The 25109-nt window shown below is 74.4% G+C and carries 24 protein-coding genes; 6 read left to right on the top strand and 18 right to left on the bottom strand.

Features of this window, described 5'->3' with window-relative positions; translation table 11 throughout:
• Nucleotides 1–13: 13 nt before the first annotated feature.
• Nucleotides 14–946 (top strand): PDDEXK family nuclease, encoded by a 933-nt coding sequence (locus tag D1781_RS05020; protein WP_119481129.1) that lies wholly within the window; start codon nucleotides 14–16, stop codon nucleotides 944–946.
• 79 nt (nucleotides 947–1025) lie between these two features.
• Here D1781_RS05020 and D1781_RS05015 read toward each other — a convergent pair whose 3' ends face one another.
• From D1781_RS05015 to D1781_RS04975, 9 genes are all read right to left on the bottom strand, one after another.
• Nucleotides 1026–1808, bottom strand: coding sequence for an SDR family NAD(P)-dependent oxidoreductase (locus D1781_RS05015; protein ID WP_119481128.1), 783 nt, complete (start codon nucleotides 1806–1808; stop codon nucleotides 1026–1028).
• Nucleotides 1809–1863: 55 nt separating this feature from the next.
• Complete coding sequence (locus D1781_RS05010) at nucleotides 1864–2832, bottom strand: aldo/keto reductase (RefSeq protein ID WP_233551006.1); 969 nt, start codon at nucleotides 2830–2832, stop codon at nucleotides 1864–1866.
• Nucleotides 2829–3887, bottom strand: a complete 1059-nt coding sequence (locus D1781_RS05005) for an NAD-dependent epimerase/dehydratase family protein (RefSeq protein WP_119481127.1) — start codon at nucleotides 3885–3887, stop codon at nucleotides 2829–2831. The genes D1781_RS05010 and D1781_RS05005 overlap by 4 nt, the downstream gene beginning before the upstream one ends.
• A gap of 93 nt (nucleotides 3888–3980) precedes the next feature.
• The gene (locus D1781_RS05000; protein WP_119481126.1) at nucleotides 3981–4862 is read right to left on the bottom strand and encodes a TolB family protein; all 882 of its coding nucleotides are present in this window, start codon (nucleotides 4860–4862) and stop codon (nucleotides 3981–3983) included.
• Between the two features lie 11 nt (nucleotides 4863–4873).
• The gene (locus D1781_RS04995) at nucleotides 4874–5254 is read right to left on the bottom strand and encodes a tautomerase family protein (protein WP_119481125.1); all 381 of its coding nucleotides are present in this window, start codon (nucleotides 5252–5254) and stop codon (nucleotides 4874–4876) included.
• Between the two features lie 98 nt (nucleotides 5255–5352).
• A complete protein-coding gene (locus tag D1781_RS04990; protein ID WP_119481124.1) occupies nucleotides 5353–6141 on the bottom strand; it encodes a carbohydrate ABC transporter permease in 789 nt (262 codons plus the stop codon).
• Nucleotides 6134–7078, bottom strand: a complete 945-nt coding sequence (locus D1781_RS04985; protein WP_119481123.1) for a carbohydrate ABC transporter permease — start codon at nucleotides 7076–7078, stop codon at nucleotides 6134–6136. The genes D1781_RS04990 and D1781_RS04985 overlap by 8 nt, the downstream gene beginning before the upstream one ends.
• Before the next feature lie 41 nt (nucleotides 7079–7119).
• The gene (locus D1781_RS04980; RefSeq protein ID WP_158590001.1) at nucleotides 7120–8460 is read right to left on the bottom strand and encodes an ABC transporter substrate-binding protein; all 1341 of its coding nucleotides are present in this window, start codon (nucleotides 8458–8460) and stop codon (nucleotides 7120–7122) included.
• Between the two features lie 185 nt (nucleotides 8461–8645).
• Nucleotides 8646–9869 carry an ROK family transcriptional regulator gene (locus D1781_RS04975; RefSeq protein WP_119481121.1) on the bottom strand — a complete coding sequence of 408 codons (1224 nt, stop codon included), beginning with the start codon at nucleotides 9867–9869 and terminating at the stop codon, nucleotides 8646–8648.
• 155 nt (nucleotides 9870–10024) lie between these two features.
• Between D1781_RS04975 and D1781_RS04970 the strand changes: the two genes are divergently transcribed.
• On the top strand, nucleotides 10025–11197 hold the full coding sequence (locus D1781_RS04970; protein ID WP_233551005.1) for a Gfo/Idh/MocA family protein: 1173 nt from the start codon (nucleotides 10025–10027) through the stop codon (nucleotides 11195–11197).
• A gap of 34 nt (nucleotides 11198–11231) precedes the next feature.
• Here D1781_RS04970 and D1781_RS04965 read toward each other — a convergent pair whose 3' ends face one another.
• Entirely contained in the window at nucleotides 11232–12092 is an 861-nt protein-coding gene (locus tag D1781_RS04965) for a 3-keto-disaccharide hydrolase (protein ID WP_119481120.1), read from the bottom strand.
• Nucleotides 12093–12272: 180 nt separating this feature from the next.
• On the opposite strand from D1781_RS04965, the gene D1781_RS04960 reads away from it, so the two are divergent.
• Both D1781_RS04960 and D1781_RS04955 read left to right on the top strand, forming a co-directional pair.
• On the top strand, nucleotides 12273–13268 hold the full coding sequence (locus tag D1781_RS04960; RefSeq protein WP_119481119.1) for an aldo/keto reductase: 996 nt from the start codon (nucleotides 12273–12275) through the stop codon (nucleotides 13266–13268).
• A 67-nt stretch (nucleotides 13269–13335) separates the two neighbouring features.
• Complete coding sequence (locus D1781_RS04955; protein ID WP_119481118.1) at nucleotides 13336–13788, top strand: heme-binding protein; 453 nt, start codon at nucleotides 13336–13338, stop codon at nucleotides 13786–13788.
• Between the two features lie 22 nt (nucleotides 13789–13810).
• Here the strand turns inward: D1781_RS04955 and D1781_RS04950 are convergent, their stop codons facing one another.
• From D1781_RS04950 to D1781_RS04935, 4 genes are all read right to left on the bottom strand, one after another.
• Entirely contained in the window at nucleotides 13811–14848 is a 1038-nt protein-coding gene (locus D1781_RS04950; protein ID WP_119481117.1) for a LacI family DNA-binding transcriptional regulator, read from the bottom strand.
• A 37-nt stretch (nucleotides 14849–14885) separates the two neighbouring features.
• Nucleotides 14886–16160 (bottom strand): endo-1,4-beta-xylanase, encoded by a 1275-nt coding sequence (locus D1781_RS04945; protein WP_119481116.1) that lies wholly within the window; start codon nucleotides 16158–16160, stop codon nucleotides 14886–14888.
• A 90-nt stretch (nucleotides 16161–16250) separates the two neighbouring features.
• Entirely contained in the window at nucleotides 16251–17153 is a 903-nt protein-coding gene (locus D1781_RS04940; protein WP_119481115.1) for an aldose 1-epimerase family protein, read from the bottom strand.
• A complete protein-coding gene (locus D1781_RS04935; protein ID WP_233551003.1) occupies nucleotides 17150–18403 on the bottom strand; it encodes an FAD-binding protein in 1254 nt (417 codons plus the stop codon). The genes D1781_RS04940 and D1781_RS04935 overlap by 4 nt, the downstream gene beginning before the upstream one ends.
• 135 nt (nucleotides 18404–18538) lie before the next feature.
• On the opposite strand from D1781_RS04935, the gene D1781_RS04930 reads away from it, so the two are divergent.
• Nucleotides 18539–20266, top strand: coding sequence for an aldehyde dehydrogenase family protein (locus D1781_RS04930; RefSeq protein ID WP_119481113.1), 1728 nt, complete (start codon nucleotides 18539–18541; stop codon nucleotides 20264–20266).
• A gap of 21 nt (nucleotides 20267–20287) precedes the next feature.
• Here the strand turns inward: D1781_RS04930 and D1781_RS04925 are convergent, their stop codons facing one another.
• The 4 genes from D1781_RS04925 to D1781_RS04915 all read right to left on the bottom strand — a co-directional run bounded on the left by D1781_RS04925 (nucleotide 20288) and on the right by D1781_RS04915 (nucleotide 23859).
• Nucleotides 20288–21466 (bottom strand): ROK family protein, encoded by a 1179-nt coding sequence (locus D1781_RS04925; RefSeq protein WP_233551001.1) that lies wholly within the window; start codon nucleotides 21464–21466, stop codon nucleotides 20288–20290.
• Between the two features lie 70 nt (nucleotides 21467–21536).
• Nucleotides 21537–22049 carry a flavin reductase family protein gene (locus D1781_RS04920; protein ID WP_233550999.1) on the bottom strand — a complete coding sequence of 171 codons (513 nt, stop codon included), beginning with the start codon at nucleotides 22047–22049 and terminating at the stop codon, nucleotides 21537–21539.
• Between the two features lie 59 nt (nucleotides 22050–22108).
• Nucleotides 22109–22690, bottom strand: coding sequence for a TetR/AcrR family transcriptional regulator (locus D1781_RS17865; RefSeq protein WP_233550997.1), 582 nt, complete (start codon nucleotides 22688–22690; stop codon nucleotides 22109–22111).
• Entirely contained in the window at nucleotides 22687–23859 is a 1173-nt protein-coding gene (locus D1781_RS04915; RefSeq protein WP_119481111.1) for a mandelate racemase/muconate lactonizing enzyme family protein, read from the bottom strand. The genes D1781_RS17865 and D1781_RS04915 overlap by 4 nt, the downstream gene beginning before the upstream one ends.
• Nucleotides 23860–24050: 191 nt before the next feature.
• Between D1781_RS04915 and D1781_RS04910 the strand changes: the two genes are divergently transcribed.
• On the top strand, nucleotides 24051–25097 hold the full coding sequence (locus D1781_RS04910; protein WP_119481110.1) for a LacI family DNA-binding transcriptional regulator: 1047 nt from the start codon (nucleotides 24051–24053) through the stop codon (nucleotides 25095–25097).
• Nucleotides 25098–25109: the final 12 nt, after the last annotated feature.

Below are 25109 nucleotides of genomic sequence, written 5' to 3'. Positions count from 1 at the left end.
ATGCTGCTCGGCCGTGACCACCGACCTCGCGCCGCTCCTCCGGGCCGCCCGCGCCGTGCTCGCGGCGCACGACGGCGTCGCCCACCTGCAGCGGTTCCTCGAGGCGGGCCTCGCCCGCACCGAGGTGGCGCGGCTCCGGCACCTCGGCGTGCTCCTCCGCCCGCGCATCGGCTGGTACGTCGATCCGGCGACCCCGGCGGCCGGCGTGGAGGCGGTCCGGGTCGGCGGCGTCCTCGGCTGCGTCAGCGCCGCCGCGTCGTGGGGCATCGCGGTCCCGGAGCACCCCGACCATCGGCTCGAGGTCGCGATCGAGCCCGGCACGACGCGCCTCCGCCGCTCGGACGACGCCAGCCGCCGGGCGTGGGCGTCCTCGCAGCCCGACGTCCGATGGCACTGGGAGCGTCGGACCGACCCGATCCGGGGCTGGCGCGTCTCTCCCGTCGACGCGATCCTGCAGCTCGCCGCCTGCGTCGAGTGGCGGTGGCTCGTCGCCGCGATCGACTCCGCGCGATGCCCCGCGCGGCGCGAGCCGCTGCTGCCCGACTCCGACCTGTCGCGGCTCCGGTCGCTGCTCCCCGAGCACCTGCGCTCGGCCGTCGACCGCAGCGATCCGCGGTCCGAGACCTCCGGGGAGACGATGGTGCGGCTCGCCGCCGAGGACGCGGGGGTCCCCTTCGTCCCGAACCCGCGCCTCACGAGTGGCTACCGGACGGACGGCCTGGTCGACGGCTGGCTCCCGGTCGAGATCGACGGCATGGAGACGCACGCCGGTCGGGACGCGGTCGAGCGGGACCGGGTGCGGGACGCGACCGTCGCGCAGTTCGGCCAGCACCCCCTCCGCTTCACGCAGAACCAGGCCGTCCGGGAGACCGAGTGGGTCGTGGAGACGATCCGCCGGGTCTGGCTTCGCGGATCCGCAAGAACTCGCCGACACGCCGCGTCCTGACCCGACGGCATCGGCGTGTCGCGAAGGAACTGCGGATCCGCGAAGGAAATGCGGATCCGCGAAGGAGCCCGGGGCGGGGCTACATCCAGCCGCCGTCGACGATCCAGCGCTGCGCGGTGCAGGAGCGGGAGTCGTCCGCCGCGAGCCAGAGCAGCATGCGGGCGACGTCGTCCGGGTAGAGCTTCTGCGGCAGGCACTGGTTCCGGGCGATCGACTCCTCCGCCTCGGGCGTGACCCACTCGGTGAGCTGCTTCTCCGTCATGATCCAGCCCGGGATGATGCAGTTCACCCGGATCGCCCAGGGGCCGTACTCGCGGGCGAGCGTCCGCGTCAGGCCCTCCACCCCGGCCTTCGCCGTGATGTAGCCCGGCAGGTCCATCAGGTCGATGTGCGCGCTGATCGACCCGAGGTTGATCACCGATCCGCCGCCGGCGTCGCGCATGCCTTCCGCCGCCGCCTGCGTCGCGAAGAAGTGGTGCCGCACGTTGACGGCGATGCGGTCGTCCCACAGGGCCTCGTCCATGTCGGCGACCCTGTCGCGGTGGTCGTTCGCGGCGTTGTTCACGAGCACCCGGACGGGACCGAGCGCCGCCGCGACCTCCCGGATCGCCGCCTGCAGCGCCGGCACGTCCCGCACGTCGCAGGGCAGGAACCGCACGGTCCGCCCGGCGTCCGAGAGCCGCCGCTCGAGCGCGCGCCCCCGCTCCTCGTCGACGTCCACGAAGCCGACCCGCGCCCCCTGGGCGGCGAGCTGCTCCACGAACTCCGCGCCGAGGCCGGACGCGCCCCCGGAGACGAAGGCGGTCCGGCCGGCGAGGCTCGGGTAGACGGCGTAGGCGGCTTCTGCGGCGGTGTCGGTCATGCGGACCCCTTCGTCCGGATCGGGAGGCGGGCCAGGAGGCGGGCGGCGGCGCGGATCAGGCGGGCGGGTCGAGCCACCCGTCGGCGGCCGGCACGAGCGCCTCGAGCTCCGCCCACAGGTCGTCCGGCACCGGTACGGCGGCGAGCCCGGCCGTCGCGGCGACGCGCTCCGGCGACGACATCCCGACCACGGTCGAGTGCACGTGGGGCGAGCGCAGCGAGAACTGGAGCGCGGCCGCCGGCAGCGGCACGTCGTACCGAGCGCACGCCGCGGCCATCGCGCGGGCCGCGGCCGCGATCCCCTCGTCCCGCTCGCCGTACGCGTACTTCGTCTGCACGTCGGGGCCCTTGACGAGCATCCCGCCGCCGTAGGGGGCCGCGTTGATCACGCCGATCCCCGCCGCTGCGGCGGCGGCGAAGAGCCCTTCGGCCGAGCGGTCGAGCAGCGTGTACCGGTTGTGGCTCAGCACGACGTCGAAGGCCCCTGTGTCCAGGTAGCGCTGGAGCAGCGGCACCGGTCCTCCGGCGACGCCGATCCGGTCGACGAGTCCCTGCTCGCGGAGGGCGACGAGCGCCTCGAGCGGACCGCCCGGCGCGACGCCCTCCTCGAAGGAGATGCGCTCGGGGTCGTGCAGGTGCAGCAGGGGCACGCGGTCGACGCCGAGGCGCTCGAGGCTCTCCTCGAACGAGCGCCGCACCCGGTCGCCGGAGAAGTCGCTCGACCCGGGCGCCGGGTCGACCTTCGTCGCGAGGACCACGCCGGCGGGCAGCCCGCCCGCGCGCCGGATCGCGATGCCGATCCGGACCTCGGCCTCCCCGTGGTCGCCGTAGCCGTTGGAGGTGTCGACGAAGTCGAACGGCCCGGCGAAGGCGGCCTCCACGGTCGCGACCGCGCGGTCGTCGTCCACCTCGTACCCGTAGAGCCGGGGCATGGAGGCGAGCGGGCTCGTGCCCACGCAGATCGGCGTGACCGCGAGCCCCGTCCGCCCGAGCGGACGGGGTGCGATCGGCGGCGTCGTGCTCACGCGTCCACGGTGGCAGGCGCGTGCTCGGCGAACGCCGCACGGCCCGCGTGGTAGGCGGCCACGATCCGCTCGAGCACGGCGTCCGTGGTGGCGTCCCGCCCGGTCAGCTCCGGGTGCTCGGCACGCCACGCGAGCATGCGGCGCACGGCGCGGTGGAAGGTGAGGCGCTGCCCGAACGCGGGGACGAACCGCTTGATCTTCGTGTTGTCGAACACCGCGCTGTGGGCGAGGTCGCCGACCAGCAGCTCGGACCAGAACCAGTCCGGCGCCACGACCGGGTAGAGCTCGCTCGGCACGTGCACGAGCTTCGCCGGCACCCCGAGCGCCTCGGCGATGGTCGTGTAGATCTGGTCCCACGTCCACACGTCGTCGCCCGTGATGTGGAAGACCTCGCCGATCGCGCGCGGGTTGCCGAGCAGGCCGACGAGGCCGACCGCGAAGTCCTCCGCGTGCGTCAGCGTCCAGAGCGAGGTGCCGTCGCCGTGGACGGGGATCTCGTCGCCGTTCGCGATCCGGTCGACCACGGTCCAGTCGCCGGGCAGGGGCGGGTTCGCGTCGTCGTAGGTGTGCGAGGGCCGCACGATCGTCATCGGGAAGCCGTGCTCCGCGTACGCGTCCTGCAGCACCCGCTCCGCGCGGAGCTTCGCCCGCGCGTAGGCGAGGAACCGGTTGTGGGTCGGGGTCGACTCGGTGACCGGCGTCTGCAGCACGGGCTTGCCGTAGACGGAGGCGGAGGAGATGTAGACGTACTGCCGGGTCAGCGGCCCGAGCACGCGGACGGCCCGCTCGGCGTCGTCGCGGTCGTAGGACAGGAAGTTCACGATCGCGTCGAACGACCGGCCCTCGAGCGCCGCGGCGAGCGCGGCCTCGTCGGTCACGTCCGCGGTGATCCACTCGACGTCGTCGGGCAGGTCCCGCTGCTTCGTGTTGTTGCCCCGGTTCAGCACGGCGACGCGCATGCCGCTCTCGACCGAGAGCCGCACGCACGAGGCGCTGATGGTCCCGGTGCCGCCGATGTAGAGGACGGTCAGCGCCGCCTCGTCCTGCTCCAGCATGGTCTGGTCCTTCCTGGCCGGGCCGACCGGCCCGGGATCGATCGTCGAGCCGGGCCCCCGCGGTCCGGGGGCCCGGTGGTCCTGGTGGGGTCGTCAGCCCGACACGGGGTACGACACGTAGGCGAACCGGCGCGAGTCCGGGGCCCAGCTGTTCACGTTGACGGTGCCCTGCCCGCCCGGGATGCGGATCCGCTTCCGCGGTGCGCTCCAGTCCGCGACGTCGACGACGACGAGCGCCACGTCCTTGTCGGCCGGGTGCCCCTCCGTCCCCGGCGGGAACTCGATGTACACGGCGGTGCGGCCGTCCGGCGCGAGGTGCGGGAACCAGTCGACGGTGCCGCTCGAGTGCAGCCGCTCGACCTCGCCGCCGCCGCCGTCCGGGACGCGGGCGAGCTGCGCGTGCCCGGGCGCGGTGGCCCAGCGCTCGGTGTTGAAGTACAGCCAGGTGCCGTCCGGGCTCCACTCGGGGCCGTCGATGTGCCCCTCCCCCGTGTCGACGATCGTCGAGTCGCCGCCGTCGCTCGCGATCACGGCCAGCCGGCCGGGCTCCTCGAAGGACGCCATCCGCACGTACGCGAGCCGCCGCCCGTCCGGCGAGACGCCGTGGAGGAAGTGCCAGACGCCGTCGTCGCGCGTGATGCGCGCCGCCCGGCCGCCCGCGATCGGCGCGCGGTGGATGTGCCCGTCCATCGCGGACAGGTACACGTGCGCGCCGTCGGGGTCGAGGACGTGGTCGTTGTTGATCTCGGGCAGGTCCTCGTGCTCGATGCGGACGGGCCGGGCGCCCGGCTCGGGTGCGAGGGACCAGAGCACGCCCTGCCCGTTCACGAGCAGCGCGGCTCCGTCGGCGGTCCAGTTCGGCGCCTCGAGCAGCACGTCGGTGCTCTCGTGGACCACCACGTCCTCGCCCGTCACGGCGTCGTGCACGTGGACGCGGGCCGTCTGGCCGGGCGCGAGGGTGCGGAAGTGCGCCATGCGCGGGGCCGTCAGCCCTCGGCCGCGACGTCGTCGGCGGTCGCGAGCGGGTACCAGGCGGCGCCGTGCACCTCGAGGAAGTCGAGCATCACGTCGTCGCGCTTCACGCCGATCGCCTCCAGCTCCTCGACGATCGCGCGCATGCCGGCCTGCTTCTGCTCGTCGGTGTACCCGACCTGCGCGAGCAGCTCGATGAAGATGATGTCGTCGCGCTGCACGCCCGGGAACGTGCGGTTGAAGACGAGCTCGCCGGGCTGGTGGACGCGGAAGGACTGGAAGAGGTCCCACTCCGGCATCTCGAGCCCGCGGACCATCCCCTTGAGGATGGCGGCGCTGTACTCGGCGAGGCGGGGCCGGTGGTGCTCGTGGAGGTCGATCCGGGCGTGCGGCATGGGTGGTTCCTTTCGATGCGGGAGTTCGCGGGCGCGGCGGCGGGAGCGCCGGTGCGCCGATGGGGTCGTGCGGGGTCGGTCGGGGTCGGTCCGGGCGGCTACTTCAGGGCGCCGGCCGCGAGGCCGCGCTCGAAGAAGCGCTGGAGGGCGATGTAGGCGATGACGACGGGCAGCCCGGTGAGGACGGCGGCGGCGAGCACCTTGGTCTGGTCGTTGTTGTACTGCCCGACGAAGAACGACGGCACGAGGGTGATCGTCTGCTGGTCGGGGGTCTGCAGGAACAGGAGCGCGAGCAGGAACTCGTTCCACGAGTTGATGAACACGAGCACCAGCACCGCCGCCATGATCGGCCGGCTGAGCGGGAGCAGCACGTTCCAGAAGACCCGGACGATGCTCGCGCCGTCGACCCGCGCCGCCTCGATCAGCTCGCTCGGGATGCCGTCCACGAAGTTCCGCGCGAGCAGCGTCGTGAACGGGATCTGCAGCGCCGCGACCGGGATGATCACGGCCCAGAGGGTGTTGTAGGCCCCCACCTTCGTCACCGTCGCGAACAGCGGCGCGATCAGCACGACGCCCGGCAGCGTCAGGCAGATCAGCAGCAGCCAGAAGTACACCTCCTTGAACCGGATGTGCAGCTTCGAGAAGCCGAAGGCCGCGGTCATGGTGCAGAACATCACGATCACGATCACGGCCGCCGAGATCAGCGCGCTGTTGATGAAGAACCGCGGCAGCACGGGCAGCGAGAGCACGGTCGCGTAGTTGCCCCAGCCGAGGCCGGCGAGCGAGCCCTGCACCATCGCGTACAGCGGGAACACGAACGGCACGACGAGCACCGTCAGCAGCAGCTGCAGCCCGATGCGGGTCCGCAGGCGTCGCGTCTCAAACACCGCTCCTCGCCTCCCGTCGACGGGCGCCCGCCTGGATCAGCACGGCGGTGCCGACCGCGAGCACGAGCAGCACGATGGAGAACGCGGCGCCGAGGCCGACGTTCGAGTACTGCACGCTGATCCGGTAGATCCGGGTGCCGAGGAACTCGGTCGCGTACGTCGGTCCCCCGCTCGTGATGAGGAACGGGATGTCGAACGTCTTCAACGAGCCGATCGCGGACAGGATCGCGATCGCGATCGTGGTCCCCCGCACGCTCGGCCAGACGATCGAGCCGAGGATCCGCAGGTCGCCGGCGCCGTCGATGCGCGCGGCCTCCACCATCTCCGGCTCGATCTGGCCGATCGCGGCGAAGTAGAGGATGAAGACGACGCCCGTCGACTGCCAGATCTGCACCGACATGATGATGATCAGCGAGAAGGTGCCGTTCGCGAACCAGGCCGTCGAGAGCCCGCCGAGCCCCACGCCCTGCAGCAGGGTGTTGAGCGTGCCGGTCGGGGCGTAGATCTCGCGGAAGACCGGGGCGGTGGTCGCCGGCGCCAGCACCACGGGGATGAAGATCAACACCTTGTAGAGCGTCTTCAGGTACAGCCGCGAGTGCAGCAGGGAGGCGAGCACCACCCCGAGCACCACCTGGACCGAGAAGGTCACGACGTAGAAGACCGCCGTGTTCCCGATGGCCCGCCAGAAGATCGGGTCCTTGACCATCGTCGCGTAGTTCGCGAGCCCGACCGGCAGCTGCAGGGGCGACGCGCCGTCCCACTTCAGGGTCGAGAGGTAGCCGGTGTACCCGATGCAGTAGTAGAGGACGCCGACCGAGACCACGAGGGCCGGCAGCACCCAGGGCAGCCCGGGCGGCCGGGAGAGGCCGCCCCGCCGGCGTGACGACCTCTCGGTCGCCACGCCGGCGGCGTTGTTCGTCGTCGCCGACGTCGTCATGCCCGTCCCCGCTCGGTCGATGTCGCCGTCGTCGCCATCGATCAGCCCTGCGAGTCCGCGACGGACTGGAGGTCGTTCGCGACGTCGGTCGCGGACTTGCTCGTGCTCACCATCGCCTGGCTGGCGTCGATGATCGCCTGGCTCACCTCGGCCGACAGCGTCGTGCCGTACCGCGGGTCGAGCTTGCCGTCGAGCGAGGTCGCGAGCTTCTCCAGCTCGGGGCGCTGCACGTCGGGGGCGACCAGCTCGATCTTGTCGAAGTCCGGCTGCACGCCCTTCAGGGTGGCGACGGAGTCGAGGCCGTTCACGACGGCCTGCTGACCGTCCTTCGTGTGGCCCATCCAGAGCGCGAAGGTGATCGCCGCGTTGCGGTTCTTGCTCTTCGCGTTGACGGCGTGCCCGGCGTCGACGTCGGAGAACACGGTCGACGGGTTGCCCTGGCCGGCCACGTCCGGGAACGGGATCGGGAGCTCGACGACCGAGTCGCCGCCGGAGGACCCGCCGGCGCCCTCCACCGCGGCGGCGAGGTTCTTCTTGACGGAGTACTGGGAGTACCAGGTGCCCATCTGGACCATCGGGACCTTGCCGGTGAGGAAGGCGTTGTTGACGTCCGGGTACTGCATGATGCCGGTCGAGCCCTTGTCGAGGATGCCGTCGTCCTGCATCTTGCGCAGGATCTCGAACGACTTCACGAAGCCGGGGTCGTTCCACTTCGCCTTGCCGGCGAGGGCCTTCGCCCACAGGCCGGGCTCGACGCTGTCGACGATCGAGTGCATCGTGTCGACGATGAAGCCGGCGCTGCCCGCCATGCCCTCGCGGAAGCAACCGAGGCCGTTCGCGCGGAACGTCTTGCAGGCGGCGACCCACTCGTCGTAGGTCTTCGGCGGCGTGACCTTGTACTTGTCGAAGGTCGCCTTGTTGATCCACATGATGCCGGCGCCGACCTTCGCGAACTGGCCCGCGACGAGGCGGCCGTCGATGGTGAAGGCCTTCGTGCCGCCGTCGAACACCTTCGACTTCCAGTCGTCGCCGAGGAGCTTCGTGATGTCCGGCGTGAGGTCGACCGCGTAGGCGGCGAAGGTCTTCGCCGAGAAGGAGCCGGTCGCGTTGACCGAGAACACGTCGGGGCCGTCGTTCGACGCGAGCGCGGGCCGGAGCAGCGCCGCGTAGTTGTCGATCGGCACCTTGCGGTAGTTGACCTTGATGTCCGGGTACTTCTCATTGAAGGCCGCGATCTCCGCGTCCGCCACGTTGTTGTCCGGGGTCCAGCTCCACCAGGTGATCTCGCCCTTGGTGGCGGACCCGCCGTCACCGCCGCCCGAGCCGCTGCTGCAGCCGACCAGGCCCGCGGCGAGGACCGCCACGCTCGCGGCGGCGACCACCGCCTTCATCGTCGAGTGAGGAGAAAACCGCATCGTCTTCCGTCCGTCGGGGTGTGGACGGATCGCATCGCGCCACGTCCACGGGGCTGTGTGGGCGGCAGCCTAGGAGCGCCGACGGGCACAAAGCAACACTTGCGAACGAAAGGTTTCGTGTGTTTTCGTGACCTGTCGTGCCGCCCTGCGGCTCAGACGGAGCGATGGGGCGTCAGATGCCGGTGCAGCACGACGGAGGCCGCACCGAGCGCCGCCGTGTCGGGTCCAGCGACCGACTGCCGCACGACGATCGGGTGCAGCTCCCGCATGAAGGCGGTGCGCTCGACGCGCGCGCGGGCCGCGGTCAGGAACGCCTCGCCGGCGCCCGCGAAGCCCGGCCCGGAGAGCACGACGAGATCGAGGTCGAGCGTGTTGACGAGCGCGACGACCGCCGCGGCGAAGGACTCCGCGGCCCGGTCGAGGATCGCCGCGGCCTGCTGGTCCTCCCCCGCCGCCAGCTCGAGGAACCGCCCGTAGACGCGGTCCGGCGGCGTGCCCTCGTCGACGCCGAGGCGGCCGCGCAGCGCGTCGTCGGCGAGCGCGGTCCGCACGATCGCGCGGGGGCTCGACACGGTCTCGAGGCAGCCCCGCGACCCGCACCAGCACGGCAGGCCGTCCGGGTCGACCGTCGTGTGGCCGATCTCGCCGGCGTTGCCGGACGCGCCCCGGTAGATGGCGCCGTTGATCACGATCCCGGCGCCGATCCCGTGCGACATGTACACCGCGACGAAGTCGCGGGAGGCCTGCGGGCTCGTCCAGTACTCGCCGAGCGCGGCGGCGTCGGCGTCGTTCTCGCGCAGCACCGGGAGGCCCGTGCGCAGCTCGAGCTCGGCCTCCAGCGGGTAGGGCTCCCACACGTCGAAGAACGACGTGTCCACGACGCCGGCGAGCGGCGACCCGCGCCGACCTGCGGCGGCGACGCCGATCCCGGCGACCGACGCCCGGTCGACGCCCTCGCGCTCGAGCAGGCCGTCGACGGCGGCGGCCAGCCGGTCGAGCGCGACGCCGGGCTCGTCGAAGCCCGTGCCCTGCGCCTCGCTCCGCGCGAGCTCGGTGCCGTCGGCCCCGCTGAGCACGATCACGCAGCGGTGGAAGTCGAGCGTCAGGCCGAGCGCGTGCGCGCCGCCGCCGTTCAGGCGCAGCAGCACCGGGCGCTTCCCACCGGTCGACTGCGCGTAGCCGGACTCCACGACGATCCCCGCCGTCAGCAGCTCCCGCACGATCTTCGAGATCGTCGCCTCGGTGAGCGCGGAGCGCCGGGCGAGGTCGACCCGGCTGATGCCGCCGCTCGTGCGGATCAGGTCGAGCACGGCGCTGCGCGTCTCGGCGGACGACCGGCCGCGCAGCGTCGGCGTCGTCTCCGCGGTTCCGCTCATGCCTCGCTCCAGCCGTGGTCGCCCGGTCCGACACGCCGGGGAGGTCGACGGAATCTACACCGGCGCCGGGCCGCGGCCACCGCCGCGACCGGGCCCGCCCGCAGCCCCCGACACCGACACGGCCGGCCGAGGAGGCCGGCGGGAAGGAACCACGCATGACGCACGACGACGAGGGATCCCGCTCGGCGGACCCCCTCCGCCCCCTGCCGATGACCGCCGCGGTCCGCACGAAGGGGATCGAGCGGCCGGCGCGCAGCCGGTACGCGCTCGTCGGCTCCGGCTGGCGCTCCACGGCCTACCTGCGCCTCGCCCGCCTCCTCCCCGAGGTGTTCGAGGCGACCGGCGTCGTGACCCGGCGCGCCGAGTCGGGCGAGCGGGTCGAGCGCGAGTACGGCGTCCCGACGCACCGCAGCGTCGACGAGCTGCTCGCCGCCGACCGCCCCGACTTCGTGGTCCTGAGCGTGCCATGGCCAGTGACGCCCGTGCTGACGCGCGACCTCGTGGCCGCGGGCGTGCCCGTGCTCGCGGAGACGCCGCCCGCGCCGGACCTCGACGGCATGCGGGCGCTGTGGGCCGACGTCGGCGCCGCCGGGCTCGTCCAGGTCGCCGAGCAGTACGCCTTCATGCCGCTCCACGCCGCGCGGCTCGCGCTCACGCGGGAGGGCCTGATCGGCACCCCGGGCTCCGTGCACGTCAGCTCCACGCACCTGTACCACGTGGTCGCGATGATGCGCGCGTTCCTCGACGTCGGGCGCGAGCCGACGACCGCGGTCTCGCGGACCTTCACCGCACCGCTCGTCGACCCGATCACGCCGGAGGGCTGGACGCACGACGCCGCGGAGAAGCCGGCGCGGACGATCCTCTCGACGATCGACTTCGGCGCCGGGCGGTCCGGCCTCTACGACTTCACCGACAACCAGTGGTGGAACCCCGTGCGCCCCGACCACCTCACCGTGCGCGGGTCGACCGGGGAGATCCACGACGAGGCCGTCGTGCGGATGCTCGACCCGGTGACGCCGGTCGCCTCCCGGATCGAGCGGGCCGTGACGGGCATCGGCATGGACTACCAGGGCGTCGACCTGACGCACCTGCCCTTCGAGGGCCGCCTCGTCTTCCGGAACCGGTTCCAGGGCGCCGGCCTCTCCGACGACGAGATCGGGACCGCGGAGCTGCTCGCCCGCACCGGCGCGTGGGCGCGGGAGGAGGGCCCGGCGCCCTATCCGCTGGCCGACGGGATGCACGACCACCACGTCGGCCTCGCGATCGAGGAGTCCGCGCGGTCGGGGCAGCCCGTGCCCACCGGCGAGAAGCCCTGGGCCCGGGCCTGACGAGCCGGGGCCGCCCGGCGCCGGGTGCGGGACCTCAGCCCGCGAGGTCCCGCACCCGGACGTCGCGCCAGCGGCAGGCCGCGCCGACGCCCCAGCGCTCCTCGCCGAGCAGCGGGTCGTTGTCGTGCACCTCGAAGGCGATGTGGCCGCGCGGCCCCAGGGCGGCGAGCACCGCCGCGGGGTCGAAGCCGGGCCAGGTGATCGCGGCCACGTCCAGCTCCGCGACCAGCACGTCGTTCACCCAGGTGGTCAGCACGGGCAGGGCGCCGACGCAGCGCACCCGCAGGTCGTTCCAGTCGCCGAAGCGCCAGGCGGCGAGGAAGGCGTCCGGGTCCCCCGCCCGCGTCAGCAGCGCGCGCTTCTCGGGCGTCAGCGGCTCGACGCTCGTCGCCGGGTCCTGGAGCACCAGCCGGTCGGGCCGGCCGGCGGCGTCGAGACCGGCGTCGATCGAGAACGGCACCGCGTGGAAGCCCGCGAGCCCGTTGCCGTAGAAGCCGCCGATCGAGCCGGACCGGCGGTGGTCGACGAGGACCTGCAGCCCCTCCCACGAGTCGCGGAGCCGGCGCAGCATGACGCCGGTGTCGGCGGGCCAGTCCGGCCGCATCTGCAGCCGGAGCTCGATGTCCCCGAACGCCTCGTTGCTCACGAGGTAGCCCCCGAACCCGCTCCCCGGCGCATCCTGCTCCCCCACGATCGCGCCGTCCTCCACCCGCCAGACGGCCGCGTGCCGCACCGCCTCCGCGGGGTCGGGCAGGGGCTCGTCGCTCACGTCGGCGAGCATCGGGCCGCCCGGCCGGACCGTGCCGTACACGCGCGGGGCGGCGTGCCAGCCGTCGAGCGTGCGCCCGTCGAAGATCGCCCGGAACCCGGTCTCGTCGTGCGCGTCGTCGTCCATCACGGGACCCGGCCCTCCCTCCGCAGGGCCGCCCGGCCCGTCGCTCCCGTCCTACACGAGCGGCGTGGATCGCGAAACCTTTCTTCACGCGCTGTTGCTAAGTCCGACGCTCCCGCCCTAGGGTCGATGACCGAGCCGGGGCACCGCCGACGACGCCGCCGGCCCTGGAGACGAGGCCCGATGACGACCGCGCCGGCTGCGCCCGTGCCGCCGACCCCGCCGATCGGCCCGGACTCCGCCGCGTGGCTCCGACCCCTCGGCGCGACGGGGCTCACCGTCTCCGCCGTCGCCGCGGGCGGCGGCCCGCTCGGCGGGATGCCCGAGCTCTTCGGGTACGACACCCCCGAGGACCGGGCGGTCGCGCTGGTGCGCGACCTCGCCGCGAGCCCGATCCGGATGATCGACACGGCGAACGGCTACTCGGGCGGTCGGAGCGAGGAGCGCATCGGCGCCGCGCTGCGCGACCTCCCGGGCAGCGGCCTGCTCGTCGCGACGAAGGTCGACGCGAGGGACGGCGACTTCTCCGGCGCCCGGGTCCGCGCCTCGGTCGAGGAGAGCCGCGCCCGGCTCGGCCTGGCGCACCTGCCGCTCGTCCACCTCCACGACCCCGAGTTCCACCCCGACGCGGGGTTCGACCGGCCAGGAGGCGCGATCGAGGCCCTCCTCGCGCTGCGCGACGAGGGCGTCGTCGGGCACATCGGCCTCGCCGCCGGCCACGTGCCCACGATGGAGCGGCTGCTCGACACGGGCGCGTTCGAGGTCGTCCTCACCCACTCGCGCGCGACGCTGCTCGACCGGTCCGCCGACCCGCTGATCGACCGGGCCCGCGCCGACGGGCTGGGCGTGATCAACGCCGCCGTGCTGGGCGGCGGCCTGCTCGCGTCCCGCGGCGCGAAGCCGCTCTACGGCTTCCGCCCCGCCCGCCCGGAGGTGCTCGCGGCCGCCGCCGCGCTGCACGACCTCGCCGACGAGCTCGGGGTCGCGCTCGCCGACGCCGCCGTGCAGCACTCGGTGCGCGACCCCCGCATCGACGCGACGGTCGTCGGCTTCTCGAAGCCGGACCGCGTGCCGCGCCTGCTCGCGGCGCTGACCGCGCCGATCCCGCAGGCGTTCTGGGACCGCGCCGCCGCCCTGCTGCCGGACCCCGCCGTGTGGCTCGACGCCCCGGCGGCCTGACCGACCCCGCCGACCGTCCCCTGATCGACCCCGACCGACCCGCGACCGAACACCCGAGGAGCACCGCATGAGCGACGAGGACCTGCCCGACTTCGACCGGTTCGACCACGACGACGCGTGGCGCGTCGGGAGCGCGCTCGTCGAGCACTGCCGGGCGGAGCGCCTGCCCGTCGTCATCGACATCACGCTCGGCGAGCAGCGCGTCTTCCACGCGGCGCTGCCGGGCGCCACCGCCGACAACGACGTCTGGGCGGAGCGGAAGGCCGCGGTGGTGCGGCGCTTCGACCGCTCCTCGGCCGCGGTCGCGGAGCACTACGGCGTCGACGACCGGCCCGAGTTCTACGAGGTGTTCGCGCTGCCGCGCGCGCGGTTCGCCGTCGGCGAGGGCGCGGTGCCGATCCGCGTCCGCGGCGCCCAGGTGGGCGTGCTCGCGATCTCCGGGCTCGAGACCGGCGGGGACCACGACCTCGCGGTCCTCGGGCTGCGCCTGCCGCACGGCGCGGGCACCGACCGCGCCTGAGCGCGGGGCCCGTGGGCGGGGCTCAGCCCGCGGCGTCCGGCGCGGGCGCGGTGGACTGCCGGACGACCAGGGACGTCGCGAGGTCGATGTGCGAGACGGCGAAGCCGGGCTCGTCCCGCAGCCGCACCAGCAGCCGGGTCGCCTGCTCCGCCATCTCGGCGAGGGGGACGCGGATCGTCGTCAGCGCGGGCACCACCCACGCCGCGGCCTTGAGGTCGTCGTAGCCGACGACCGAGAGCTGCTCGGGGATGCGCACGTCGAGCGCCCGCGCGGCCTCGTAGACCCCGAGGGCCTGCAGGTCGTTCGACGCGAACACCGCGGTGGGCGGCGCCGCGAGCTCGAGCAGGGCCCGGCCCTGCTCGAGGCCGTCCTGCCGGTGGAACTCGCCGTGCCGCACGTACTCCTCCGGCAGCGGCACGCCGGCGGCGTCGAGCGCCGCGCGGAAGCCGGACACCCGCGCGACCGAGGCGATCATGTCGTCCGGGCCCGTGATGATCGCGATGCGCCGGTGCCCGAGGTCGAGCAGGTGGCGCGTCGCGGCGAAGGCGCCGCTCCAGTCCGCGGACCCGACGGAGTGCTCCGCGAGGCCGGTCCGGCCGCCCTGGTCGATGGCGACGACGGGGATCTGCCGCGACTGCAGCTGCCGCTGCTGCGACTCCGGCAGCTCGGCGCCGACGAGCAGCACCCCGACCGGCCGGCGCGCGATCACGCCTTCCAGCCAGCGCGCGTCGGACACCTTGCGGTCCTGCGTGTTCGAGACGACCATCCCGAGCCCGTGCTCGCGGGCGATGCGCTCGACGCCGGCGATGAGCTCGACCGCCCACGTGCTGTCGATCTCCCAGACGAGCACCTCGACCAGGGAGGTCGGCCGCTGCGCCGCCTGCCGCCGGCTGTACCCCTGCTCCTGGAGCAGCGCCTCGATCCGCGCGCGGGTCTCGTCGGAGACGCCCGGCCTGCCGTTCAGCACCTTCGAGACGGTCGAGATGGACACGTCGGCGAGCGCGCCGATCTCCGACAGCGTCGCCGACGCGGCCTCGCCGTCCGGGTCCTTCATCGACATGGGCCCGAGCGTAGCGAGGCGCGCGCCCGCGCCCGGATCAGGCCGGCAGGCGCACCTGCGAGCGCGGCTCGTCGTGCCGGAGCGGGAAGGCCGCGGCCGTGTCGCCCGCGGTGACGCGGTACGCGCCGGTGAAGCCCTCGACCGCCACCCGGCCCTCGCCGTCCGTGCGCACGGTCGTGGGGGCGTGCCACCACTCCTCGCGGACCAGCGACCGCAGCGCCTCGTAGGCGGGCTTCCGCGACCCGTCGGCGCGGAGCAGCCCGGAGGGCGCGCCGAGCCACGAGCCGGCGTCGGTGAGACCCCAGTAGTTGACGACCTGCACCGCGGGGTGCCCGACGAGCGTGCGGTAGTGCCGGACGATCTCGTCCGCCTGCCGCTCCTCCCCCTCCGGCGTCGACGGCCACTCGGGGATCCGGTAGTCGTTCAGGTCCTCGATCTCCGGCGGCATGAGGTGCCCGGAGACGAGGGTCGTCTCCGTCATGTGCAGCGGCAGGCCGAAGCGGGCGAACCGGTCGAGGATCGCCGTGATCGCCTCCTCGCCGCGGAAGCCCTGGTGCATGTGCGTCTGCAGGCCGATCGCGTCGATCCGCACGCCGGCCTCCAGCACCTCCTCGAGCAGGCGCTCGTAGGCGGGCGAGAGGTCGAAGTCGTTGATGAGCAGCACGGCGTCCGGGTTGCCGGCGCGCGCCTCGTCGAACGCCATCCGGATCATCCCGAGCCGCCCGCGCTCCTTCGCGAGGTCGGTGATGCGGTTCGCGCCGTTCTCGAACACGGGCATGATCACGGCCTCGTTGATGGCGTCCCAGACGTCGATCAGCCCGCGGAACCCGGCGGTGAGGTCGCGGCTGCGCGCGCGCTGCAGCGCCTCGACCTCGTCGAGCGGCAGGTCCGCGTGCCAGGCCGGCTGGACCGTGTGCCAGAGGAGCGGGTGCCCCTTCACGGTCACCCCGCGCGCCACGAACCACTCGGCCGTCGCCCGGAGGCGCGCCTCGTCGGGGTGCCCGCGCCGCGGCTCGTAGCGGCCCCAGTAGAAGGGCAGCGTCGTCTGGTTGAAGATCCCGACGTAGGCGTCGGCCAGCGTCTCGAGGCCGATCCCCTCCGCGGTGCCGAACGCCTCCACCTCGTCGGCGCCCTCGGGCGCCGGGCCGCCGACGAGCGGCAGGAAGTCGAAGCCGATGTTGCCGAAGCCGAAGGCGTGGCCCGTCTGCTCGACCACCACCTCCGCGTCGGCCAGCGGGCGACCGGCCGCGTCCTCGACCGTCACCTCGGTCCGGGCTCGCCGGTGCTGCACGGTCCGATCGTCCTGCGTCATCGCAGCCGCCTTCCGAGGGGGAGGTTTGTGGTGCCCTCCAACATAGTCGCCCCGACCGGCGCGCTCCTCCGGAGACGCCGGACGGCGGCGTCAGACGGCGGCGATGGTCCAGGCGAGCCCGTGCGATGCACCGGGCTCGAGCACGACGAGATCGGTGCCCGAGTTGAAGGCGTCCGGCGGGCAGGTCATCGGCTCGACGGCCAGGCCCGCCCGGTCGTACTCGGGCTCCGGCCGGTCCGCCGTGTGGATCTGCACCCACGGCGCGGTGGCGTCCCAGCGCAGCTCCGCCCCGTGACCGTCCGCGGCGCGCACGGTCGCCCGGTGCGCGCGGAGGCCGGTGAAGGCGTGGTCGATGAAGAGGTCGCCGATGGGGCGGGCCTCGGCGAAGTCGAAGGTCCCGCCGGGCACGTCGGCGAGGCCGCGCGGGGCGAGCCGCTCGTCGACCTCGAGCACCCGGTCCGCCGCGAGCTCGAGCGTCCAGTCGTCGACGCGGCCGGGACCGCCGACGAGGTAGGGGTGCCCCGACGACCCGTAGGGCGCGCGCGTCGGGCCGGTGTTCGTCGTCGTGATCGTCGTGGTGAGGCCGTCGTCGCCGAGGCGGTGCTCGACGCGCACGCGCAGCCGGTGCGGATAGCCGGCCTGCGCGACGATCTCGGTCTCGAGCACGACCGCGTCGGAGGAGCGGGTGACGACGCGGTAGTCGCTCCAGGCGGCGAGGCCGTGGAGCGCGTGGCCGCGGTCGGGCTCGGTGATCGCGAGCTGCTGCACGACGCCGTCGAACTCGTAGCGGCCGTCGACGACGCGGTTCGGCCACGGCACCAGGGTCACGCCGCGGAAGAGCGGCCGCACCTCCCCCTCCGCGAACGGCACGACGAGGTCGCGGCCGGCGTGGGTCAGCGCGCGCAGGGCGGCCCCGACGGAGACGACCTCCGCGGCGTAGGCGCCGCGACGGAGCGCGATCGGGGTGCCGCTGATCGGCAGCGCGGCGCTCACGCGGACACCGCCGCGGCGAGCAGGCCGGCGGTGGAGCGGCCGACGAACTTGCCGTCGGGGTCGACGCGGCGCACCAGGTCGGCGAAGTCCGCGAACCGCGGGTAGCGCGAGGCGAGCACCTCCGGCGCGACCGTGTTCACCTTGCCCCAGTGCGGGCGCGGCGCGAACGGCTCCAGCGCCGCCTCGATCCGCGGGCAGAGGGCCTCCACGGCCGCGGTGTCGTTCTTGAACGTGAAGTGGATCGCGAGCGAGTCGCGGCCGTACGCCGTGCTCATCCACAGGTCGTCCGCCGCGATCGTGCGCAGCTCCGTGATCAGCAGGTGCGGCGCGATGTCGGGGCCGAGCTCGCGGACGGCCGCGAGCGCCGCCGCCGCGTCGGCGTGCGCGACGAAGTACTCGGTCTGGATCTCGTCGCCGTTGCTCGGCGTGGACTCGATGCGGAAGTGCGGCAGGTGGGCGGACCAGGCGCCCGCGACCCCCTGCTGCGTCGTGTTGTCGTCCTCGGACTCGAGGATCTGCGACGCGTTCCCCGGGTCCCGCTGCGCGCCCGCGAGCTCGTCGGGCACCGGCTCGTCCGCGGTGGCCAGCCTCCGCTTCACCCAGACCTGCCCGATGGGGTCGGTCACCCAGTCGGTGAACACGCTGACGCTGTAGCCCGCCGAGGTGACGGCGGGGACGTCGGCGAGCAGCGTCGCCCACGGCAGGCCCTTGTAGACGTCCTGCCGCACGAGGTACGTCGGCTCGATCGCGAGCTCGAGCCGCACGAGCACGCCGAGCAGGCCGAGCGCGACGACGGACCCCGCGAAGTCCGGGTCGCCGTGGCGGACCCAGCGCAGGTCGCCGTCGGGGCCGACGAGCTGGAGCCCGCGCACCGCGGACGACAGGTTGCCGTTGAGGTCGCCGGAACCGTGCGTGCCGGTCGAGATCGCGCCGCCGACGGAGATGTGCGGCAGCGACCCCATGTTGTGCAGGGCCCAGCCCTGCTCCGTCAGCCAGGTGGCGACCGCCGCGTAGCGCGTGCCGGCGCCGATCGTGACGACGCGGCGCTCCTCGTCGATCGCGAACTCCGGCGCGATCTCCGTCGTCGTGACAAGCACGCCGTCCGTGTCCGCGAGGTCGTTGAAGGAGTGCCGCGTGCCGAGCGCGCGGATCCTCGGGGAGCGGGCGACGAGCGCCTGCACCTCCTCCACGGTCGTCGGCGCCTCCACCGACTGCGCCCGGTACTCGTAGGTGCCCGACCAGTTCCGCACGTGAACCTCCTCGTCCTTGTCCACCCATCCTCGCGGATGGCGGCGCGGTCGACCGACGCGCGCCGTCGCGGGACGACCCGGGACGCGTCCGGGACTTCAGGACTACCGTTCTCGCGAGCGCACGGAGGGGTTCGCATGGGCGTGGGCACCGCAGGGGTCGAGGACCGGGTCGACGAGGCGGTGCTCGACCGGCTGCTCGGCGAGCTCGACGCGGGCGCGGAGCGCTGGGCGGTGACCCCGCTGCCGGAGCGGGCCGCGCTGCTGCGCCGCACGCACGCGGCGGTCGCGGAGCACGCCGAGGACTGGGCGCTGACCGCGGCGCGGATCAAGGGGCTCGACCCCGCGTCGCCGCTCGTCGGCGAGGAGTGGCTCTCCGGCCCCTACGCCGTGCTCACCGCGATCGACCGCCTCGCACGGACCCTCGACGCGCTCGCCGAGGGGCGCAGCCCGCTGCGCGACCTCGCGTTCCACGCGGCGCCCGGCGGCCGGCGCGCGGTCGACGTCATGCCGCTCGGCGCCGTGGAGGGCCTGCTGCTGCACGGCTTCCGCGCCGAGGTCTGGTTCCCGCCCGGCGTCACCGACCAGCGCGCGAAGCTCACCGCCGGGCTCGGCGCCCTGCGGGTCGGCGAGTCGGCCGGCGTCGGCCTCGTGCTCGGCGCCGGGAACATCACCTCGATCCCGCCGCTCGACGTGCTGTACGGCCTCGTCGCGGAGAACCGGGCCGCGGTCCTGAAGCTGAACCCGGTCCTCGCGGACCTCGCCGGCCCGTTCGAGGCGGCGTTCGCGCCGCTCGTCGACGCCGGCCTGCTCCGCGTCGTGCAGGGCGGGGCCGCGGTCGGCGGCTTCCTCGCGCACCGGCCGCTCGTGCGGCACGTGCACATCACGGGCAGCATCGTCAGCCACGACGCGATCGTCTGGGGCACCGGTCCCGAGGCGGATCAGCGGCGCCGGGCCGGCACGCCGCTGCTCGACGCGCCCATCACGAGCGAGCTCGGCGGCGCCTCGCCGATCATCGTCGTGCCCGGCGAGTGGACCGCGTCGGAGCTCGCCTTCCAGGCCGAGCACGTCGCCACGATGCGGCTGCACAACGGCGGCTACAACTGCATCGCCGGGCAGGTGCTGCTGCTCGCCGCGGACTGGCCGCAGCGCGAGGCGTTCCTCGACGCCGTCCGCGGCGCCCTCGCCGCCGCTCCCCCGCGACCCGACTGGTACCCGGGCAGCGCGGACCGCTGCGCCGCCGCCGTCCGCGCCTACCCCGGCGCGGAGCGGCTGGGACCGGACGGCGACCGCCTGCTGATCGAGGTCGGCGACCGCGACGCGACGGCGATGGAGCGCACCGAGTGGTTCGCGCCCGTGCTCGGCGTCGTCGACGTGCCCGGCACCGGACAGGCGTTCCTGGACGAGGCGGTCCGCCGCGCGAACGACGGCCTCGTCGGCACGCTCGGCGCGAACGTGCTGATCCGGCCCGAGGACCGCGCCGCGCTCGGCGCCGGGTTCGGGCGCGCGATCGCGGCGCTGCGCTACGGCACGATCGCGATCAACGCGTGGACGGGGCTCGGCTTCCTGCTCGCGGCCACGCCCTGGGGCGCGTTCCCCGGCGGCACGCTGCAGGACGCGGGCAGCGGGATCGGCGTCGTGCACAACGCCCTGCTCGTCGACGGCGCGGAGCGGACCGTGCTGCACGGACCGTTCCGCCCCTTCCCCGCGTCCGTGCTCGCCGGGGAGCGCGCGCTGTCGCCGCGCCCGCCGTGGTTCGTGACGGCGCGGACGGCCGCGACGACCGGGCGCCTGCTCACCGGGTTCGCGGGCGGCCGGGCGCCCTGGCTGCTGCCCGCGGCGCTCGCCTCCGCGTTCCGCGGCTGACCGCCCGGCGGGGCCGGCGGCTCAGCGGGGCTGATAGGCGGAGGGGTCCGCGAGCAGCGGCGCGAACGCGAGCTCGGCGGCCCCGATCAGCATGATCCGGGAGCCCAGCTCGCTGCGGCGCACCTCGAGCCGCTCGCCGATGCCGGGCAGCGCCCGGTCGGCGACGAGCGCGTCGAGGCGCTCCCCCGCGACGGCCGCGAGCGCGGAGAGGAAGCCGCCGAGGATCACGCGGGCCGGGTTCAGCACGCTGACGACGTTGGCGAGCGCGGACGCGAGCGCGTCGACCTGCACGGCGACCGTGCGGGCGACGTCCGCGTCGGTCGAGGCCACGAGCGCGGCCTCCAGCTGCTCGGGCGTCGCGTGCTCGAGCCGCAGCGCGCGCAGCAGCGCCGCCCGCGACACCGCGGCCTCGAGCGTGCCGTGCACGCCCAGGGTGTCGACGCCGCCCGGCGTCCCGATGATCATGTGCCCGAACTCGCCGGCGTGGCCGGCCGCGCCGGTCAGCGGGACGCCGCCCGCGATCACGCCGCCGCCGATGCCGCTCGCGCCGCCGTTCAGGAAGACGAGGTCGGCGACGCCGCGGCCCGCGCCGAAGAGCCCCTCCGCCCGCGCCCCGAGCGCCGCGTCGTTCGCGGCGGCGGTCGGCAGGCCGAGCGCGTCCGCGAACCGGTCGGCGAGCGGCACGTCGCGCCAGCCGAGGTGCGGCGCCAGCCGGACGAAGCCGTCCGCCGGGCGGACGACGCCCGGCACCGCGAGGCCGGCGCCGACCGGCCGGCGCTCGGGCGCCTGCGCGAGCAGCCGCCGCACGGCGTCGGCACCGGTGCGGACCGTGTCCTCGACGGAGGGCGCGGCGCGGAACGGCGCGCGCTCCACCGCGAGCACCTCGCCGCCGAGGTGCACGAGCGCGACGGTGACCGCGTCGAGCTCGGGGTTGATCGCGACCGCGACCGGCAGCTCGCCGGCGCGGACGACCGGGCTCGGCCGACCCACCTGGCCGCCCGCCGCGGGCTCGTCCTCGACGACGAGGCCGCGGGCGGCGAGGTCCGCGACGAGGGTGCCGACCGTCGAGCGGTTCAGCCCGCTCTCCCGCGTCAGCTCGCTCCGCGTCGCGGGCGCCACGTGCACCCGCTGCAGCACCAGGGCCAGGTTGCGCCGCCGCTCCGCGCCGCCGGAGCGGGCGCTCGCGTCGGTCGTCAGCACGGCGGCAGTCTAGGGACCGGGCGGTCCGGCGCCGCGACCGCCTCCCCGCCGGCGGCCGTCGGCGACGCGCTCAGGCCGCCGTGCGCGCGGGCTCGAGGCGGCGGAAGGTCGAGCCGTGGAAGACGAGCGGCGACGCCGCCGGATCGGTCGCGAGGGCGTGCACCCGCAGCAGCACGAGGTCGTGGTCGCCGGCCGGCGTCTCGCCCTCGACCGAGCACTCGAGGTGCACCGGCGCCCCGTCGACGAGCACGGCGCCGCGGGCGGTGCGGGTCACGGGGATGCCCGCGAAGCGGTCCGGCTCGCGGGCGGCGAGCTGTCGGCAAGCGTCCTCGTGCGCCTCGCCGAGCACGGACACGCCGAGCCGCTCGGCCCGCCGCAGGACGGGCCACGACTCGCTCGTCCGCTGGACGGCGAACAGGACGAGGGGCGGGTCGGCGGAGATCCCGACCTGGAACGAGGACGCGACGAGCACCCGCCGCACCCCGTCCACCTCCGCCGCGATCGCCGCGACGCCGGAGGGGAAGAGGGCGAAGGTGCGGCGCAGCGCCGCCGCGTCGTCGCCGAGCTCGGTGAGCCGCGTCACGGGACCTCCTCCGTCTGAACCGGACGGTTCAAGGCTAGGGAGGCGGTGTTTCCGCCGGGTTACCGGCCGGGCGCCGGGAAGGCGTCGACGAGGCGCTCGTGCGCGCCGCGCAGCAGCGCGGGGTCCGTCCCGGAGAGGAGCGCGAACTGCAGCCCGCGCCAGGCCGCGACGAGCTGGGTCGCGAGCTCGTCGGCGGCGTCCCCGCAGCCCTCCCGCTCGAGCACCGCGCGGACCTCGGCGACCCATTCGGCGCCGAGCCGCACGAGCAGCTCCTCGTGCCGTTCGGGCCGGTAGAGCGCGACGCCGAACTGCTGGAAGAACAGCGCGAGGAACGGGCGGTTCTCCGGGTGGGCGATGTCGTCCCACACGCGCCGCAGCCGGTCGCGGAGGCCGGGCTCCTCGTCGGCGAAGCGGCGCAGCGCGCCCTCGAGGTGGGGGAAGCGGGCGAAGGCGACGTCCGCCGCCAGCCGCAGCGCCTCCTCCTTCGAGCCGAAGTAGTAGAGCAGCATGCGGTTGTTCGAGCCCACGGCCCGAGCGAGCTCGCTGAGGCTCAGGTCCGACCGGCCGTGCTCGAGCACGTGGTCCGCGATGCGGTCGAGCAGGCGCTGCCGCGCCGCGCTCGGGACGCCGGGCTCCGTCACTCGGCGTGGAAGTACGAGCGGGCGTCCGGCGGCCGGATGTCCGCGACCGCGTCGTCGAAGATGCGCATCGGGTGCGGGGTGAAGGGGTGCAGGGCGATGGCGTCGAGGTCGAGCTCGATGCCGAGCCCCGGACGGTCGGGGATCAGCACGTCGCCCTCGGGCGTGAGCACGAGGTGCTCGTCCGAGATGTCGCCGCGCCAGGGCACGTCGACCGCCATGATCTCGAGGTAGCGGAAGTTCGGCACCGCCGCGCCCACCTGCAGCGTCGCCGCGGTGCTGAGCGGGCCGCTCGGGTTGTGCGGCGCGAACGGCACCGAGTACGCCGACGCGAGCGTCGAGATGAAGGACAGCTCCGAGACGCCGCCGGCATGCGTGACGTCGGGCTGCACGTAGTCGACCGCGCCCCGCGCGAGCAGGGGCACGAACGCGTCGCGGCCGAAGAGGCGCTCCCCCGCGGCGATCGCGACCGGGGACTTCGAGCGCACCTCGGCGAGCGCGTCGATGCCGAGCGGCGGCGTCGGCTCCTCGAGGAACACGATGCCGTAGGGCTCGAGCGCCCGTGCGACGCGGATCGCGGTCGGCACGTCGAAGCGGCCGTGCGCGTCGATGAAGAGCTCGACGTCGTCGCCGACCGCCTCGCGCACCGCGGCGACGGGCTCGAGCATGCGGCGCAGGTCCCGCGGCGCGACGGTGAGGTCGGCCGCCTCGAACGGGTCCCACTTGAGGCCTTTGAAGCCCTGCTCGACCGTCCGCACGGCCGCGGCGGCGAAGTCCTCGGGCGCCTTCGCCCCGGAGAACCACCCGTTCGCGTAGGCGCGCACCCGGTCCCGGCCGCGGCCGCCGAGCAGGCGGTGCACCGGCACCCCGAGCGCTCGGGCCGACACGTCCCACATGGCGGTCTCGAGGGCGGAGAGCGCGGTCATGGTGACCGGGCCGCCCCGCCAGTAGCCGTCCCGGAGCAGCTCGTACACCGTGGCGTGGATCCGCGTGGGGTCGAGGCCGACGACCTTCTCCGCGAGGAGGCGGACCGCGCCGACGACCGCGTGCTCCTGACCCTCGAGCGTCGCCTCCGCGACCCCCGTCACGCCCTCGTCCGTCGTGAGGACCACGAGGACGAGGTTGGTCCGGTAGAAGTCGACGAGCACCGTGTCGAAGCCGGTGATCCGCATGTCTGCGCCTCCACTCCGCGAGCCGGTCCGGGCGACCGCCGCGCCCATCATCACCCGCCGCCGGACCGCTCCGCTGAGGGCTGCGCGACCGGTCCCGCCGGAATGCCCGCGAGTCGCTCTTGATCGAGGACCGAAAGTTTCGACACAATGACCGGAAGACCCGCGCCGACGCGCGGGGGTGGGAGCACACCATGAGCGGCGACGCGGCCGACGGCGGGCGGACGACGCTCGCGATGCTGGCCGAGGAGGCCGGCGTCTCCCTGTCGACGATCTCGAAGGTGCTGAACGGGCACGCGGACGTCGCGCCGACGACGCGGCAGCGCATCGAGGCCCTGCTCGACGAGCACGACTACCAGCGCCGCGGGTCCGTCTCGAAAGGCTCCACCCTGCTCGAGCTCGTCTTCTCCGACCTCTCGAACCCGTGGGGCTCCGAGATCATGTCGGGGGTGCAGGAGGTCGCCCACCGGGCCGGCATGAGCCTCGTGCTCTCGCCGAGCGGGGAGCACCACGCGCCCGCGCCGCACTGGCTGAGCGGCGTGCTGCGCCGCAGGCCCGCCGGCGTGCTGCTCGTCTCGACCGACCCCACGCCGAAGATGAAGGACCGCCTCACCTCGCGCGGCATCCCGGTCGTCGTGATCGATCCCGCCGGCGAGCTGCCGCCGGACGTCCCGTCCGTCGGCTCCACCAACTGGGCGGGCGGTTTCGCGGCCACGCGGCACCTCATCGAGCTCGGGCACACGCGGATCGCCGCGGTCAGCGGCCACACCCACATGCTCTGCTCGTGGGCGCGGCTCGACGGGTTCCGGTCGGCCATGGCCTCCGCAGGGCTGCCGGTGCTCGAGCACGAGGTGCTCATGGGCGACTTCCTCCCGACCGGCGGACGCGCCGCCGCGGAGCGCCTGCTCGCGGGGGCCGACCGGCCCACCGCGGTGTTCGCCGGCAACGACCTGCAGGCGCTCGGCGTCATCGAGGTCGCGGCCGAGCGCGGGCTGCGCGTGCCGGAGGACCTCTCGGTCGTCGGCTACGACGACACCCAGGTCGCGACGTGGGCGCGGCCGCGGCTCACGAGCGTGCACCAGCCGATCCGGCGGATGGCCGAGGAGGCGACCCGGATCGTGCTGAAGTACGCGGCGGGCGAGCCGGTGGACCAGCCGCGGCTCGAGCTCGCGACGCACCTCGTGGTGCGCGACAGCACGGCGGCGCCCGCTCGGGCCGCCCTCGCAGCCGCCCCGTCGTGACCGGATCGAGAT

Source organism: Amnibacterium setariae, from assembly GCF_003581425.1.
GTDB lineage: Bacteria > Actinomycetota > Actinomycetes > Actinomycetales > Microbacteriaceae > Amnibacterium > Amnibacterium setariae.
Note: the sequence above shows the minus strand (reverse complement) of the source record. Positions and strands in the feature narration are given on the sequence as shown.

What these genes read in the sequence shown, in the direction of transcription:
- D1781_RS04975 (WP_119481121.1), bottom strand. Translation starts at nt 9,869, where the DNA reads ATGAGCGGAACCGCGGAGACGACGCCGACGCTGCGCGGCCGGTCGTCC.
- D1781_RS04960 (WP_119481119.1), top strand. Translation starts at nt 12,273, where the DNA reads ATGACGACCGCGCCGGCTGCGCCCGTGCCGCCGACCCCGCCGATCGGC.
- D1781_RS04970 (WP_233551005.1), top strand. Translation starts at nt 10,025, where the DNA reads ATGACGCACGACGACGAGGGATCCCGCTCGGCGGACCCCCTCCGCCCC.
- D1781_RS04930 (WP_119481113.1), top strand. Translation starts at nt 18,539, where the DNA reads ATGGGCGTGGGCACCGCAGGGGTCGAGGACCGGGTCGACGAGGCGGTG.
- D1781_RS04955 (WP_119481118.1), top strand. Translation starts at nt 13,336, where the DNA reads ATGAGCGACGAGGACCTGCCCGACTTCGACCGGTTCGACCACGACGAC.
- D1781_RS05005 (WP_119481127.1), bottom strand. Translation starts at nt 3,887, where the DNA reads ATGCTGGAGCAGGACGAGGCGGCGCTGACCGTCCTCTACATCGGCGGC.
- D1781_RS04965 (WP_119481120.1), bottom strand. Translation starts at nt 12,092, where the DNA reads ATGGACGACGACGCGCACGACGAGACCGGGTTCCGGGCGATCTTCGAC.
- D1781_RS04985 (WP_119481123.1), bottom strand. Translation starts at nt 7,078, where the DNA reads ATGACGACGTCGGCGACGACGAACAACGCCGCCGGCGTGGCGACCGAG.
- D1781_RS04910 (WP_119481110.1), top strand. Translation starts at nt 24,051, where the DNA reads ATGAGCGGCGACGCGGCCGACGGCGGGCGGACGACGCTCGCGATGCTG.
- D1781_RS04995 (WP_119481125.1), bottom strand. Translation starts at nt 5,254, where the DNA reads ATGCCGCACGCCCGGATCGACCTCCACGAGCACCACCGGCCCCGCCTC.
- D1781_RS04950 (WP_119481117.1), bottom strand. Translation starts at nt 14,848, where the DNA reads ATGTCGATGAAGGACCCGGACGGCGAGGCCGCGTCGGCGACGCTGTCG.
- D1781_RS04945 (WP_119481116.1), bottom strand. Translation starts at nt 16,160, where the DNA reads ATGACGCAGGACGATCGGACCGTGCAGCACCGGCGAGCCCGGACCGAG.
- D1781_RS05015 (WP_119481128.1), bottom strand. Translation starts at nt 1,808, where the DNA reads ATGACCGACACCGCCGCAGAAGCCGCCTACGCCGTCTACCCGAGCCTC.
- D1781_RS04915 (WP_119481111.1), bottom strand. Translation starts at nt 23,859, where the DNA reads ATGCGGATCACCGGCTTCGACACGGTGCTCGTCGACTTCTACCGGACC.
- D1781_RS05000 (WP_119481126.1), bottom strand. Translation starts at nt 4,862, where the DNA reads ATGGCGCACTTCCGCACCCTCGCGCCCGGCCAGACGGCCCGCGTCCAC.